This window comes from Candidatus Zixiibacteriota bacterium (assembly GCA_040753875.1).
In the GTDB taxonomy this organism is placed as follows: Bacteria; Zixibacteria; MSB-5A5; order GN15; family FEB-12; genus DATKJY01.
The window spans coordinates 460,848-474,704 of the sequence record JBFMDV010000005.1; the positions used below are offsets into that span (position 1 = coordinate 460,848).

A 13,857-nucleotide genomic window follows, 5' to 3' on the forward strand; every position below is an offset into this window, starting at 1 on the left:
CGTCCATCCGACATAGGTGGGACGATCAGAAGATCAACTCCCCCTTCAGCGGACAGTGGGCGACAAAAAGTAGCAACTTGCGGTCCTTGTCTTTCCCACTCACACGCAGCACCTGAACCAGAGCGTGGGTTTCATCTGCCGTTTTCAACAACAGCCAGTGGCCCGGCCTAATGGCTGCTTTGTCGTTGGTTGGCGTTGCATTCAGCGCCACCACGCTTTCGCGCAACTGCTGCCAGGTCCCCATCACGGACAGTACCGCGAATTTGGTTTCACGGAGGAATCCCCCCAGGCGGACTGGCGAAGCCAGGTAATCTTTCCTGTCGTTCGTGAAAAAATAGAGGTCGTTGTCCGGAGAATCGGCTCTCACGGCTTTCCCCTGAGACAAAGAGAAGCCATCGTTGTCACCCGAGAAACGGACCGGCATCTCGATCTCGCCACGGAATCCGCATACCGCTGTGACTTCGTTCGAGGGGGCCGACATGCGGCCATCGGGATACAGCACGCGCACGCTGACATAGTACTTCACGCCGTTGTCAAGTGGCTCGGCTTCGAATGTCACCATGCTGTCATCTGGATTGGTGTCGCCGGGATAGGGAGTGACATTGAATGGCCTGATACTGTCCAACGGTGCACCTTCGAGTGAGAACGGTGATATATACACGTTGTAGCCGGAGATCATCCCCAGTCCGTGAGTCCGCCAGGCGACAGTCATCTTGCCGTACGCCACATCGACATGCAAGTCGTATGGGAGCATCCGTGGTAGCGGGCTTGGCTCCATGTTGAGGGGCGTAAGAACCGTTTTCGGCTTGGGGCCGCATCCGGTATCGAGAAGCAGAAGTGCGAGGAGGACGGCGAATAACGATACACAGGTGTATTTGCAGATCATAGAGTTCCTCTCGATCAGTGTCAGAAGCGCGGCGGAGCGGTAAGCTGACGCGGGCTGAACTGCTGGTAAATGCGGCGGAGGTTTGATTCGTTGGGGCGATTGAAGGTCACAGCCAGCTCGTAGAAATGATCGGCCCGCGTCTGGTACTCGGGCGCGTTTGTCTGGGCGGCGAGCCATTTGTAGTACACCGCGGCGAGCAGACATATGGTGAAGTCAGTCGGATAATACGTGGAGAGCGTATCGACCATAGGCTGACAAGCCCGTAGGTTTGAGGTCGCCAGGAGATAGTGCTTTTCAAGCAAGGCCGCCTTGTTTCGCGGATGGTTCATCAAAAAACGATCGAACGATACCAGCGCGCTGTCCGGCCTCTTCTTATACAACCAATCGACACCTCGTTCGAACTCCGTTTCGACGTAGTTCAAGGCCGATGGATTGCCGAAGAGATTCTCCACCCGCACCAGCGACATGAGGTTGTCGCGAAGCCAGAAATTCTCGATCAGGCGCCCTTTGGCCAGCTCAGGAGACTTTCTCGCGAGCATTTGCCAATCGGTTGCGGTGACGGCCAGATGCGTGACAGGGTACTGCGATAACAGGGCGCGAGTGTCCTGCATGTCGGGTGTAAGGAAAAAGGGAAAGGCCCGAATGTGACTATTGAGTGTGACGGCCGGACCGTACTGGCCGCTGACAACAGCATCCTCGCCCACGATCTCGTGAATCGTCGCATTCGCCTCGGCGATACCGTAGGTTCGATTGGACCACCATTGTTGCACAAGACGGGCGTCGGAGAACACTGACAAGACCAGCGCCGCTGCGATTGTCACTCCGGCAATCCAAGGACCGATGGTCACGGTCCGTCTCCAGAAGAGCGCATATGCTGCCAACGAGAGAAGCAGGGCCGCCGGTAGTGCGTACCACACCAGGCGATAATACTCTGCGGCGTCACCGGTTCTGACCATAAAGAGAACAAGCACGTGGGTAGACGCATACCAAAAGGTCATGAGCAAGAGAAGGAAGCGCCACCAGGCAAGCCGTTTGACCGATCCGATTTTCGTATGTGCCAGATTGGCAAGAAATTCTGCGGCCAGGAGTGACATAGGAACAGCGAGAACGAAAAGATAACGCAGCGGTCGGTAGTTGAATGGCGACAGCACGATGATAGTAGTCGTCAGCCAGCCGAGCATGAATATCGAAGATCTGTCGGGCGGTTGCTCTCTTGAGCTGGAAAGTAGCCGGGAAATCACCGCAAGAAAGGCAAGCCCGCTGATCACCGGCGTCAGACGATGAAGGTCCTTCCTTGCGAACGACATCAGGTTTTCGAAAAACCCAAGCGGCAAACTGAATCCATGCGGTGAGCCGTGTTCTCCGGCCCCGTGTTCCCAAAGAAACGACAGGACCCCTTGCTCGCGATAGAAGGCTACAACAAACAGGAGCGACACCAACAGCGTTGGACCAAACAGCCAAAGAGTACTTCTGAGTCTCTCCCTCTTCTCGGTAACGAGCAGGTACCAGAGCGGGCCGGCGATCAGCAGCAGGCCGAACAGCTTGCCGAGGAATGCACACAGGGCTACTAAGATGCCGACCAGTAGTTTGCCCCAGCGTGCATCGAACCACCGTGTGTAGACCCAGAACGCGAGGGCAGCCAGGAATAACAGGCCGTTCTCGGTGAACGGTTGTCGTCCGTACACCGACACGAGATAGCTGGTACACAGAAAGAACGCTGTAAAGAGTACCGTTTCCGGCCGTTTCACTCTCGACAGAGCGACGATGAAAATCATTAACGCCAGTATATTCAGGATTACCCCGGCCAGATCGGACACCGCACGCGAGACACCATGCGCCTGGAACAGCAAGTAGCTGAGTCCGGACACTAATGACACTTTGAATGCGGTCCAATGGTGATAGCCAAAGGGATTCCAGGTGCCAAAGAGCGCGGCATTCCGAGCATGGAGAGTGAGATAGGCGCCATCGGTGGTGAGGTCCTGGCTGCCGTCGGCAAAATAGGCCGGTGGGTCGGCGCGAAGGTCATAGAGGCGGAGGAATGTGGCAACAGCAAAGAGCGCCAACAGCAACAACGCAAAGCGCGTTTTACTCACAGGCAAAACTCCGATGAACAAAACGCGCCAACATCGGTCATCAGTTCTCAGGTCAAGACGGTGTCAGTCGATCTTCCGCTCCGGCGGACCATCGTATGTGAACGGCATCGGGCCGAGTTTGCGCATCGGTTTCTCGCGAGTCAGCTCTTCATAGGCATGGGCCAGCAGACCGGGTGTGCGAGAGATGATGAAGAACCCCTTGCCCAGCCGCCAGTCGAACCCCATGTCCGAAATGACCGCCGCGATGGCGCCATCGACATTGATCGGAAGCGCCTTGCCGAGTTTCGTGGCCAGCGTTTTTTCCAGAGCTTTGCACAAGTCGATATGTCGTCCACTGTAGCCGTGTCGCGCCGCGATTTCGAACAGTTTGCCCGTACGAGGATCGACATTGTGCAATCGATGGCCGAAGCCGGGCATCCGCTTTTTGGATTGCTCGAGCCAGTCGACTATTTGCGATGCAAGTGTCTCGACTGAGGCGTCTTTCTTTGACCATTCTTGCAGAATTTTCGCAGATTGCTCGATCGCGCCGCCGTGCGTGTCACCAATGACCAGCACACCACCGGCGATAGCGGCATTAAGCGAGTTACCACCGGAGAGAACGGTTCGGGTGCCGAGCACCGATGGCGGCGATGCACCGTGGTCGATAGAGGAAACCAGTATGGCGTTCATCAAAGCCGCCTCAGCTTTGGTCGGCAGTTCCCCTTTCAGAATCAGATATACGGTTTCGGCGTACGATAGATGCTCCATGATGTCGGCGATATCATAACCGCGCACGCGAATCTTGCCGGGACCGATATCGGTGATGGCTGTTTTCCACTCAACGTCTGACATAGACAAACCTTCCCGTTCATGTCTCTAATTGGCAGCGGCCGTGTCTGGCGGCGTGTTCTGCCGTGCAAAATCAACCCACACCGTTTGCAGCGAATCAACCGGTATGTAAAACAACTGCTCGACCATCTGATCGAACGGTTTGTCGGACTCCCACATCGTTTTCAAGCGCGCGGCTCCGTAGTAAGCCAGAATATAAGCTACGAACGAGGCCGCTTCGCCGGACTGTAACCGCTCGGTGTCGCTGTTGACGGCTGTGTCGCCGACCAGTTTCGCAAGCGGGATAAGAGAACTGTCGTCAACGTATCCCGTGGTGGTCTTGTGGTAGTTTTGACCGGAGAAATCAAACAGCGAGCGAATGCCGTGTTTGAGGAACGGAAACGCGGGCTCACGTTTTTCCCAGTACGGCAGGAGCCAGTCGACCAGTGTCGGGCCCAGGAAGCTGGGGAGCCAGAAGTAAATGACATGATCTTTCACGAAAGGGTATTCCTGACCGGTCATATCGCGCCCCTGTCCGTAGCCGGTGTAATAGAAGATAACGATAGTGTCTTTAGGGGGATCCATTCCCAGGAGCGAGCAGATTTTCGTCGTCGCCGTTACGTAATTGGTCGCAATTTCGGGGAATTGACTTTCGAACACATGGTCCGGCGGATAGTAAATCTTGACGTTTTGTAACGTGTATGTTTTCCAGTCAGCATAACTGGGATCATTGAAGACAGATGTCTCGTCCTTTCCCTTGCCGCAACCAACGCCAATAACGACAGCTAAGGTCATCAGAAGTGCGGAAGCCACTAATACCAGACCGAGCCGCTTGCGGTTACCCAACGACAACGCGACGGAGAATCGGACCAAGCCAAATCCTATTTTCTTATAACTCAATAACATATAAGAGCATAATGAGCCGGTGGCAGGCTGTCAACCAGATTCAAATCGTTAATTTTTTCACAATACGGCTTGACTTCACGGACCGGGATGGCGATATTTCCAATGGAGAGAATTAGGACGATATTTGTTCTAATTCGACACTGACATGTTGACCAGTGCTGAGGCTACAGGGACCGACATCGCAGACCTCGGAGAGTCTATGACTGATAATGAGATAACATTCCCGGGTCCAGTTTTCAGCAAGCACGTCATTATCATTGTTGGAGGGTACGGGAGCGGCAAATCGGAGATTTCAGTCAACCTCGCCCGACTTTTGACGAAGACCGGTTCTGGTCCTATCGCAATCGCGGATCTGGATATAGTTAATCCGTATTTTCGATCACGGGAGGCCGCCGCCGAGCTTGAGGCATTCGGGGTCAAGTGCCTGATTCCGGCCGGCGAACAAGTTCATTCGGAACTCCCCATTATCATTCCAGAGATTCGCGCGGCTATCGAAGCGAAGACCGGCACACTGATACTTGACGTTGGTGGTGACGATGTCGGCGCGCGGGTGCTGAGCTCGCTGGCTGATGCGTTCACACGGGGAGAGTACGAGCTTCTGCTGGTACTCAATGAGCGACGCCCGTTCACCGCTGATGTAACCGGCGCGCTGAAGATGATGGCCGATATCGAAACGGCCTGTCGGCTGCAGTTCAGCGGCATCATATCGAACACTCACCTGATGGATGACACTACTGCCGAGACAGTAATGGCGGGGCTACGGCTCGCCCAAAGAGTGAGTGATCAAACCGGTTTGCCGGTTCGATTCCTGAGTGTAACGAAGGAATTGGCTTCTCTATTGAGTGGTTCCGAACTTCAAGTCCCAGTGCTGCTGCTGGACCGCGCACTGACTAAACCCTGGGAGCGGAAAGGGTCCACCTGGACCGATCCAAAACTGAGGATAGATCGCCGATGCCAGGGGTTGTAATAGACAAGAATCATTGCAAGGGGTGCGAGCTCTGCGTGAAAGCATGTCCGCAGAAGATCCTCTCGATGTCCAAGGAAATCACGCTGCGCGGGTATTTCTATGCGCAGATGCATGACCCCTCGCGCTGTATCGGGTGTCGCCTCTGCGCGATTACCTGTCCGGATGCGGCGATTACCGTGCATCACAACGGGCAGATGTACGTGCTGTACGATTATTGAGAGGGGGACGGACGGTTGATATGGCCAAGATTCTGATGAAAGGAAACGAAGCAATCGCCGAGGCCGCGTTGCGCGCCGGAGCGAACAATTACTTTTGCTACCCGATTACCCCTCAAACCGAGGTCGCCGAGTATCTGTCCAAGAGGATGCCTGAAGTTGGCGGCGTGTTCCTTCAGGCAGAGAGTGAAGTGGCAGTCGGCAACATGTTGTACGGCGCTTCAGCCACCGGGAAACGGGTCTTCTCTACCTCATCGAGTCCCGGCATCAGTCTGATGCAGGAGGCAATCTCGTATATCGCAGGCGCGCAATTGCCGGTGGTGTTGATAAATATCATGCGGGGCGGGCCCGGACTGGGTGGCATTCTTCCGGCACAATCCGATTATTTCCAGGCTACCAAAGGGGGGGGGCACGGTGACTACCGAGTATTGGTGCTGGCGCCATCGACCATCCAGGAAGCAGTCGATCTGACCATGCTGGCGTTTCATCTGGCGGACAAGTACCGGAATCCGGTCATGTTGATAGGGGACGGGATGATTGGCCAGATGATGGAACCGGTCGAGTTTCCCGAAACGTACAAGGAATCACCGCTTCCGGAAAAGACCTGGGCGGCGACCGGCGCCAAGGGCAGGCGGCCGTTGATTATCAAATCACTCTTCCTTGATCCGGTCGCACTCGAGAACAACAATATCCAGTTGTTCAAGAAATATGAGCAGATGAAGTCCGAGGAAGTGCGATACGAATTATACAAGGTCAAACCGGACAACCAAATTCTGATTGTGTCGTACGGTACCATGGCCCGCATTTGCCAGACGGCGATTGACGAGCTCGAAGGGGATGGCGTTTCGGTTGGACTGTTCCGTCCCATCTCACTTTTCCCGTATCCGGAGAAAGAGTTGAAGGCGGAGGTTGACCGCGCCAATATCAAAACGGTGCTGACGATCGAGATGAGCATGGGACAGATGCTCGAAGATGTCGAAAAGGCGGTGTGCGGAGCCAAGCCGGTGAAGTTCTTCGGCCGCACCGGCGGCATTGTGCCATCGCCGGAAGAAGTTAAAGAGCAGATTCTCAGACTGGTGACCACTGCAAGCGGCAAAGGGTTGCCCACAAGAAGGGGCGGTGAAACGTGGATAAGCTGAAGACGACATTCGAGCGCCCGGAGTCACTGCAGGATGTGGTCACCCATTACTGTCCCGGCTGCACGCACGGAGTGATACACCGGCTGGTCGCGGAATCGCTTGACGAGCTTGGATTGCGTGAGCGTACGGTGGGCGTGGCGCCGGTGGGCTGCTCGGTGCTGGCGTACAATTACTTCAATACGGACTTCCTGGAATCGCCGCACGGACGTGCTCCCGCGCTGGCCACCGGCTTCAAACGTCTGCGACCGGACATGATCGTATTCACATATCAGGGGGACGGGGACCTGGCTTCGATCGGCATGGCGGAAATTGTGCACGCGGCCAATAGGGGTGAAAAATTTACTACCATATTCGTGAACAACGCGATATATGGAATGACCGGCGGCCAGATGGCCCCTACGACAATGCCCGGGCAGATTACGACCACCTGCCCGTTCGGACGGGATGTGGCACAGACAGGTATGCCAATACGCATGTGCGAACTGCTTTCGAGCCTGATGACACCATTGTATCTCGAACGAGTGGCTGTGCACTCCCCCATGCATATCATACAAGCCAAGAAAGCGATCAAGCGGGCGTTTCAATATCAGGCAGAGGGGCGGTGCTTCTCGCTAGTCGAAGTACTCTCCACCTGTCCGACCAACTGGGGGCTGACACCGTCAAGCGCGACCGAATGGGTGAAACAGAATCTGGAGCCGTACTACCCGATTAAACGCTTCAAGACGCCCGACAACTCGGGGGCCGACTGATGCGGCAGTACGAGGTCACTTTGGCCGGATTCGGCGGTCAAGGGATTATGGTCGCCGGGCAGCTTCTCGCCTACGCCGGTATCAAGGAGGGCAAGAACGTGGTCTGGATACCATCGTACGGCCCGGAGATGCGCGGCGGCACGGCCTATTGCACGGTTGTCATTTCCGACAAGCGGATCGGCTCACCGATTATCAATACGCCACAGGCAGTGTGCGTGTTTAACCGGCCATCGTTTGACAAGTTTGTGCCGAGGGTGAAACCGGGCGGGCTGATAATCGTGAACTCCTCCCTCATCAATGTGAAAAGCGACCGGACCGACCTCCAGCAGGTGTACATTCCGGCGAGCCAGATGGCAATCGATGCCGGCAACGGCAAGGCGACCAATATCACGGTCCTCGGAGCGTTCATCGGTGCAACCGGACTGGTTTCGTACGAGACCGTGAAGAAAGTGATTCACGAAAAGCTGGGTGGGAAAAAGACGATCCTCGAGGTGAACCTTACCGTGTTGGAGCAAGGATACAAGTTCGCACAAGAGTCGCTCGGAGTAAAGGCTCGGGCATGAATCACGATCTGAGCAAACTCCCGGAGATTTTCGGCCGCCATCCGCAGAGCGCCGAGTCGCTGATCATGGTGCTTCAGGATATCCAGAAAGAATTTCGGTACCTGCCATGTGAAGCGCTAGTTGCGACGGCGAAGCAGCTCGATGTGTCTCTCAGCAAAGTGTTCTCGGTAGCGACGTTTTATAACGCATTCAGTCTGAATCCCAAGGGGAAGAACGTAGTGCGGATTTGTGTCGGCACGGCTTGTCATATCCGGGGCGCCAAGCTGATTCAGGACCAGATTGAGAACGCCCTCAAGCTCAAAGCCGGGCAAACCAGCGAGGATGGCGAGTTCTCGATTGAGGTAGTGGCCTGTGTCGGCGCCTGCGCCATGGCGCCGGTTGTCATTGTAAACGAAAAGTATCACGGAGGGGTCAATGTCTCCGGCGCCAAACGACTTGTGAAGGTGGACAAGCGTGCGAATTGAGTCGCCCAAAGAGCTGACGCGCCTTCAAAAGGAGTACACGCAAAAGCAGGCTGCGTATCCGCACAAGGTGATTGTCTGTTGCGGCACCGGCTGTCTGGCCAACGGCGCGCGGAAGATTGTTGATGCATTCGAAAAGATTCTAAGCGAACGCAAGGTGAAGGACTTTTCGGTCGAGGCGGTAAAGGAAACCGGCTGCCATGGGTTCTGCGAGCAGGGGCCGCTGGTGGTGATTGAACCGGAAGGAATATTCTACACGCGAGTCAAGGCCAAGGATGTGCCGGCGATAGTTGAGAAGTCGATTGAGGGGCGGGAGATTATCGACAGCCTGTTGTATGCCGATCCCACTAACGGCCACAAGATAGAACACTATCCCGATGTCAAATTCTTCTCTCATCAGAAACGGATTGCGCTGCGGAATCTGGGGAAGATTGCCGCCAACAGCATTTACGAATATATCGCGGTTGACGGCTATCAGGCGCTGGCGAAAGTTCTACTGCAAATGACACCGGACCAGGTGATAGATCAGATCTCGAAATCAGAGTTGCGCGGACGCGGCGGCGGCGGATTCCCGGCCGGCAAAAAGTGGCGCACGTGCCGTGACGTGAAGTCGGACGTGCACTATGTCATCTGCAATGGCGACGAAGGGGACCCGGGCGCATTTATGGACCGGAGCATCATGGAGGGGGACCCGCACGCGGTGCTGGAAGGGATGATGATTGCGGCGTTCGCGGTCGGGGCCCGACAGGGGTATATATATGTGCGCGAAGAATACCCGCTGGCGGTGATTCACTTGCAGAAAGCGATCAGTGACTGCCGCGAGGTGGGGCTGCTCGGGGCGAATATCCTTGGAACTGATTTTACATTCGATGTCAGGATTGCCCGTGGTGCGGGCGCGTTCGTATGCGGGGAATCATCGGCACTGATGAAATCGGTGGCAGGTGAAGTGGGCGAGCCGCGCGCCAAGTATGTTCGCTCGGTGGTCAAGGGGCTGTATGACCAGCCTACCGTGCTTAACAACGTTGAAACGTATGCCAATGTCCCCCTGATAATCCGCCACGGCGCAGACTGGTTTCGCAAAATTGGCTCCCCCAAAAACACCGGCACCAAAGTTTTCTCCCTTGTCGGGAAAGTGCGCAACACCGGCCTGATCGAAGTGGAAATGGGGACAACTCTCCGCGAGATTATATTCGATATCGGAGGCGGAATTATCGATGGCCGACCGTTCAAGGCGGTGCAAACCGGCGGGCCATCGGGAGGGTGTTTACCCTCATCCAAACTTGATCTGCCGGTTGATTTCGATTCGCTGACCGCGGTCGGCTCGATGATGGGGTCCGGCGGTATGATTGTCATGGACGACAAGACCTGCATGGTGGATGTCGCCCGATATTTCCTCCATTTCCTTGTTGCCGAATCATGCGGCAAATGCACGCCGTGCCGCGAGGGGTTGTATCAACTGCACGCACTTACCGAGAAGGTCTGCAACGGCGAAGGGACAGAGGCGGACCTGGAAAAGATGGAGCAACTCTCCAAGATGGTGGTGGTGGGTTCGCTATGCGGGCTGGGCAAGTCGGGGCCGAACCCGCTTATGTCGACAATCCAGTATTTCCGCGATGAATACCTCGCGCATATTCGAGACAAACGTTGTCCGGCGGGGGTCTGCCGCGCGCTGATCAAGTACGAAGTTATCGAAGACAAATGCACCGGCTGTGTCGCCTGTATTACCGCCTGCGCCTACAATGCGATCACGGGCGAAAAGAAAAAGCCGCACTTCATCCACCAGGACAAGTGCGAGAAATGCGGCGCCTGCGTGGCGGTCTGCAAACATGACGCGATTCTGGTTTCGTAGGATGACACTATGGTCACGGTGACGATAAACGGCAAATTAGTGAAGGCGACCGACGGCGAAATGCTTCTGACGTTGCTTCGCCGCGAGAAGATCGATATCCCGGCGCTCTGCCAGCACGACGCGGTGGAGCCGTATGGTGCGTGCCGGTTGTGCATGGTAGAGATCACCAAACCGGAATGGAAAGGCTGGAGCGACTATGTCACCTCCTGCCTCTACCCTGTCGCCGACGGCTTGATCGTGCATACCCACTCCCCCATTGTGATCGAACTGCGCAAGACGATTCTGGATTTGATGCTGGCGCGCAACCCGCAGACGCCGCTCGTGCAAAAGCTGGCCGCCGATTATGGCGTGATGAAGACCAGCTATCAGGAAGTACCGGAGCCGAATGATTGCATCCTGTGCGGTCTCTGTACGCGTATCTGTGACACGATGGGGTTCAAGGCGATTTCGGCGGTCAACCGGGGTCATGGCAAAGAGATCGCCCCGCCGCTCAAGCAGGCCCCGCCCGACTGCGTGGGGTGTCTGGCGTGCGCGCTGAACTGCCCGACGAAGTATATCAAGTTCACCGACAACGGCACGACGCGTGTGATCTGGGAGAAGTCGTTCCAATTGATCAAAGACGCCAAAACCGGCCAGCCGACAATCACACGCGAATTCGCCGATTATCTGATCGCACATCGGAATATCCAGGCTGACTATTTCGATATCAATGATGAGTCACATCGCAAAGAGACGGCGCTCAACATGGGCAAGATCGCACAGTGGCAGCGGGAGGAACAGTCGTGAACTACCGCTTTATCGTGACGCCGGTCCTTTGCACTGGTTGCCGAACCTGCGAGCTTGCCTGTTCATTTACGCACGCGATAGATGGCAAGCCCGGCCGAAGCCGCATCTATCCGCTCGCGGCAGGATTCAAGGATCTGTACGTGCCGGTGGTCTGTTTCCAGTGCGAAGACCCGGCCTGTGTCAAGTCATGCCTCGTGAACGCGATCTCACTTGACGAAGCGACCGGCGCTTACGAGATCAATCACGACAAGTGCGTGAAATGCATGGCGTGTATCGCGGCCTGTCCGTTTGGTTGTTCGCTGTTCGACAAGCAGCATGATTTAGTGATCAAGTGCGATCTGTGCGGTGGCGACCCCGCCTGCGCCCACTTCTGCCCCACCAAAGCGCTGACCTGGACAGAAATCCCGGCAGCGAAGGTGAAGGTGGCGGGGTAAAGGGCTTGATGGGTACCGCACAGCTTGCTGTGCGATAGCTTCGATCCGAATACATACCGTCAGTGACTTTGCATGACAGTCCCACAGCAAGCTGTGGGGCACCCGCGCTTACTGGACGATGTAAAGTGCATCGAACGGTCTAAGCTCTCTGCTCTCGCGACGACGCTGTTCCTCGCGGCCTAACCCTAACCGGTACGAACTTCACTTCGACTCGCTGATCGAAGGCAGCAGCGATCCGCTGAAGCATGTTGAGGGAGTGACCGGGATAGTCGGCGCTTTCCAAACGGGAAATGACCGATGGGGTGGTCCTCACCATCCGGGCAAGCTGACTTTGGGTGAGTCCATGCTTCGCGCGAAGCTGGTAGATATCCCGGGCAATTTTGGCGTTCACCCGTTCCCGCTCCAGTGAGGCCTGGCGCTTCGGATTATCCTTATAGTAGCGGTTATGTAGAATCTGAACCGCGTCGGTCTTTCTTTTCTTCATCGTCATGACTCCTTATACGTGTGGTGATGCGGCAATTGTCGGTAATTGGTCCGGCGACGAATCGCCAGCTTCATTTCAGTGTCCGGTACTTTCGCCTGCTGCTTTGAAAACCCGTGTGACAACACCACCAACTGCCGCCCGTGGAAAAAGTAAAGTACCCTGTAGTTGACAGCCTGTGCTTTCACGCGCAGCTCGTAAATGTCATCACTCAAGTAATCGGCCTCCGGCCGTCGAAGTTCATGACCAAGCTCCCTGAGCCGTTCGAGTCGGACAGTGATCTTGTCTTGAGCCTTCTCCGTCAGTCTTTCAAACCACTCCAGGAATGGTGTTTTACCGTTGGCCTCACAGTAGAAAACTATTTGTGTTCTCGGCATCTATAACCCCAATCTTCAGAAGAAAGTTCGCAATTTTGCGAAGTTTGTCAAGAGAACTGTTGTCGGGCAGTATCCACTCCGGCGGCATTTTAGTCAACAGGCGTCAACTTCGTCATCACGAGTCGAGAGCCGCATGGCCACTTTCCCCTTGACTTTTTCTCCAACGGCAAGCTGATTAACAAGTTAGCGGAATCGCGGGGGTGGCCGGCGGAAACCGTCACTCAGGGAAACTTGCCTCTCGCATCCCGCGTACTGAAAACTAACCCCTTGCTGGAGGCGGATGCTATGAAACTGAGCGACCGGGTTCAGGACGGAGTCGTGGTGCTCGAACCCAAAGGAAAAATCATGGGGGGACCCGACGCCAGCCTGCTGCACGATAAACTGTATGACTATATCAAGCAGAACAAAAAGAAAGTGGTGGTGGACCTGGCCCAGGTGGACTGGATGAACTCCACCGGCCTCGGCATCCTGATCTCCGGGTACACGACCCTTCGCAACAACGACGGCATGCTGAAGCTGGCCAACGTGACCGACAAGATTCAGTCGCTTTTGACCATCACCAAGCTCATCAGCGTGTTTGATGCATACGATTCGGTTGACGACGCTATCAGCGCGTTCAAGTAACCGATGCGCCGAAACTGAGAATAATGCACTGGACATAACAGGTAGGCGCGGCAGCGTCTGCCTGTTTTTTTTGGAGTCAACAACAGCATGGGCAAACCAATCATCTCCGGGGATTCGATCATCGTCCCCTCCAGCCTGGAACACCTGGCCGATGTTGATCTGTTCATCGAGGGGACGCTTCGCGGCTACGGCGTGGGGGAATCGCTGATCGCCGATATCGCAATCTCAGTCTCCGAACTGGTCAACAACGCGATTCTCCACGGCAACAAGGCCTCGCCCGAGAAAACGGTTTCTGTCCGGATCGGGCTGGCCGATCACAAGGTGCGGATTGCCGTAGCCGACCAGGGGAACGGTTTTAATCCCGACACTATCGCCAACCCCATTGATGAGGCAAATCTGCTCAAAGAGGTCGGGCGCGGCATATTCATTGTCCGTTCGCTGATGGACTCGGTCGATATCGAGGCCACCTCGCACGGCACGACCATCACCATAACGAAAGCCATCTGACATACCGTATGGC

The 13,857-nt window shown here is 55.6% G+C and carries 17 protein-coding genes; 11 read left to right on the forward strand and 6 right to left on the reverse strand.

Annotated features, from left to right (window positions below; all coding sequences use genetic code 11):
- Positions 1 to 25: 25 nt before the first annotated feature.
- The 4 genes from AB1644_03560 to AB1644_03575 form a co-directional block, all read right to left on the reverse strand.
- A complete protein-coding gene (locus AB1644_03560) occupies positions 26 to 886 on the reverse strand; it encodes a fibronectin type III domain-containing protein (GenBank protein ID MEW6050122.1) in 861 nt (286 codons plus the stop codon).
- Between the two features lie 20 nt (positions 887 to 906).
- Positions 907 to 2,979 (reverse strand): hypothetical protein, encoded by a 2,073-nt coding sequence (locus AB1644_03565; protein ID MEW6050123.1) that lies wholly within the window; start codon positions 2,977 to 2,979, stop codon positions 907 to 909.
- Between the two features lie 63 nt (positions 2,980 to 3,042).
- Positions 3,043 to 3,810: a citryl-CoA lyase gene (locus AB1644_03570; GenBank protein MEW6050124.1), complete on the reverse strand. Its 768-nt coding sequence runs from the start codon at positions 3,808 to 3,810 to the stop codon at positions 3,043 to 3,045.
- Positions 3,811 to 3,834: 24 nt separating this feature from the next.
- Positions 3,835 to 4,659 carry a hypothetical protein gene (locus tag AB1644_03575; GenBank protein ID MEW6050125.1) on the reverse strand — a complete coding sequence of 275 codons (825 nt, stop codon included), beginning with the start codon at positions 4,657 to 4,659 and terminating at the stop codon, positions 3,835 to 3,837.
- Positions 4,660 to 4,891: 232 nt separating this feature from the next.
- On the opposite strand from AB1644_03575, the gene AB1644_03580 reads away from it, so the two are divergent.
- Genes AB1644_03580 through AB1644_03620 form a run of 9 tightly spaced genes read left to right on the forward strand, consistent with a single transcriptional unit; the run spans position 4,892 to position 11,855 of the window.
- Positions 4,892 to 5,659, forward strand: coding sequence for a cobalamin biosynthesis protein CbiA (locus AB1644_03580; protein MEW6050126.1), 768 nt, complete (start codon positions 4,892 to 4,894; stop codon positions 5,657 to 5,659).
- Entirely contained in the window at positions 5,644 to 5,877 is a 234-nt protein-coding gene (locus AB1644_03585; GenBank protein ID MEW6050127.1) for a 4Fe-4S binding protein, read from the forward strand. The genes AB1644_03580 and AB1644_03585 overlap by 16 nt, the downstream gene beginning before the upstream one ends.
- A 20-nt stretch (positions 5,878 to 5,897) precedes the next feature.
- On the forward strand, positions 5,898 to 7,013 hold the full coding sequence (gene vorB / locus AB1644_03590) for a 3-methyl-2-oxobutanoate dehydrogenase subunit VorB (GenBank protein MEW6050128.1): 1,116 nt from the start codon (positions 5,898 to 5,900) through the stop codon (positions 7,011 to 7,013).
- Positions 7,010 to 7,762, forward strand: coding sequence for a thiamine pyrophosphate-dependent enzyme (locus tag AB1644_03595; GenBank protein MEW6050129.1), 753 nt, complete (start codon positions 7,010 to 7,012; stop codon positions 7,760 to 7,762). The genes vorB and AB1644_03595 overlap by 4 nt, the downstream gene beginning before the upstream one ends.
- Positions 7,762 to 8,325, forward strand: a complete 564-nt coding sequence (locus tag AB1644_03600) for a 2-oxoacid:acceptor oxidoreductase family protein (protein MEW6050130.1) — start codon at positions 7,762 to 7,764, stop codon at positions 8,323 to 8,325. The genes AB1644_03595 and AB1644_03600 overlap by 1 nt, the downstream gene beginning before the upstream one ends.
- Entirely contained in the window at positions 8,322 to 8,789 is a 468-nt protein-coding gene (locus AB1644_03605) for an NAD(P)H-dependent oxidoreductase subunit E (GenBank protein ID MEW6050131.1), read from the forward strand. The genes AB1644_03600 and AB1644_03605 overlap by 4 nt, the downstream gene beginning before the upstream one ends.
- 13 nt (positions 8,790 to 8,802) lie before the next feature.
- Positions 8,803 to 10,635 (forward strand): NADH-ubiquinone oxidoreductase-F iron-sulfur binding region domain-containing protein, encoded by a 1,833-nt coding sequence (locus AB1644_03610; GenBank protein MEW6050132.1) that lies wholly within the window; start codon positions 8,803 to 8,805, stop codon positions 10,633 to 10,635.
- 9 nt (positions 10,636 to 10,644) lie between these two features.
- Positions 10,645 to 11,421 carry a 2Fe-2S iron-sulfur cluster-binding protein gene (locus AB1644_03615; protein MEW6050133.1) on the forward strand — a complete coding sequence of 259 codons (777 nt, stop codon included), beginning with the start codon at positions 10,645 to 10,647 and terminating at the stop codon, positions 11,419 to 11,421.
- A complete protein-coding gene (locus tag AB1644_03620; protein MEW6050134.1) occupies positions 11,418 to 11,855 on the forward strand; it encodes a 4Fe-4S dicluster domain-containing protein in 438 nt (145 codons plus the stop codon). The genes AB1644_03615 and AB1644_03620 overlap by 4 nt, the downstream gene beginning before the upstream one ends.
- Positions 11,856 to 11,994: 139 nt before the next feature.
- Here the strand turns inward: AB1644_03620 and AB1644_03625 are convergent, their stop codons facing one another.
- Positions 11,995 to 12,339, reverse strand: a complete 345-nt coding sequence (locus tag AB1644_03625) for a helix-turn-helix transcriptional regulator (protein MEW6050135.1) — start codon at positions 12,337 to 12,339, stop codon at positions 11,995 to 11,997.
- 2 nt (positions 12,340 to 12,341) lie between these two features.
- Complete coding sequence (locus AB1644_03630; protein MEW6050136.1) at positions 12,342 to 12,713, reverse strand: type II toxin-antitoxin system RelE/ParE family toxin; 372 nt, start codon at positions 12,711 to 12,713, stop codon at positions 12,342 to 12,344.
- A 285-nt stretch (positions 12,714 to 12,998) separates the two neighbouring features.
- On the opposite strand from AB1644_03630, the gene AB1644_03635 reads away from it, so the two are divergent.
- The gene (locus AB1644_03635) at positions 12,999 to 13,337 is read left to right on the forward strand and encodes an STAS domain-containing protein (GenBank protein ID MEW6050137.1); all 339 of its coding nucleotides are present in this window, start codon (positions 12,999 to 13,001) and stop codon (positions 13,335 to 13,337) included.
- Between the two features lie 87 nt (positions 13,338 to 13,424).
- Positions 13,425 to 13,844, forward strand: a complete 420-nt coding sequence (locus tag AB1644_03640; protein MEW6050138.1) for an ATP-binding protein — start codon at positions 13,425 to 13,427, stop codon at positions 13,842 to 13,844.
- The last annotated feature ends 13 nt before the right edge of the window (positions 13,845 to 13,857 follow it).

Coding starts and splice junctions, on each gene's coding strand:
- AB1644_03625 (MEW6050135.1), bottom strand. CDS start 12,339: ATGAAGAAAAGAAAGACCGACGCGGTTCAGATTCTACATAACCGCTAC.
- AB1644_03635 (MEW6050137.1), top strand. CDS start 12,999: ATGAAACTGAGCGACCGGGTTCAGGACGGAGTCGTGGTGCTCGAACCC.
- vorB (MEW6050128.1), top strand. CDS start 5,898: ATGGCCAAGATTCTGATGAAAGGAAACGAAGCAATCGCCGAGGCCGCG.
- AB1644_03570 (MEW6050124.1), bottom strand. CDS start 3,810: ATGTCAGACGTTGAGTGGAAAACAGCCATCACCGATATCGGTCCCGGC.
- AB1644_03640 (MEW6050138.1), top strand. CDS start 13,425: ATGGGCAAACCAATCATCTCCGGGGATTCGATCATCGTCCCCTCCAGC.
- AB1644_03630 (MEW6050136.1), bottom strand. CDS start 12,713: ATGCCGAGAACACAAATAGTTTTCTACTGTGAGGCCAACGGTAAAACA.
- AB1644_03560 (MEW6050122.1), bottom strand. CDS start 886: ATGATCTGCAAATACACCTGTGTATCGTTATTCGCCGTCCTCCTCGCA.
- AB1644_03615 (MEW6050133.1), top strand. CDS start 10,645: ATGGTCACGGTGACGATAAACGGCAAATTAGTGAAGGCGACCGACGGC.
- AB1644_03605 (MEW6050131.1), top strand. CDS start 8,322: ATGAATCACGATCTGAGCAAACTCCCGGAGATTTTCGGCCGCCATCCG.
- AB1644_03600 (MEW6050130.1), top strand. CDS start 7,762: ATGCGGCAGTACGAGGTCACTTTGGCCGGATTCGGCGGTCAAGGGATT.
- AB1644_03585 (MEW6050127.1), top strand. CDS start 5,644: ATGCCAGGGGTTGTAATAGACAAGAATCATTGCAAGGGGTGCGAGCTC.
- AB1644_03580 (MEW6050126.1), top strand. CDS start 4,892: ATGACTGATAATGAGATAACATTCCCGGGTCCAGTTTTCAGCAAGCAC.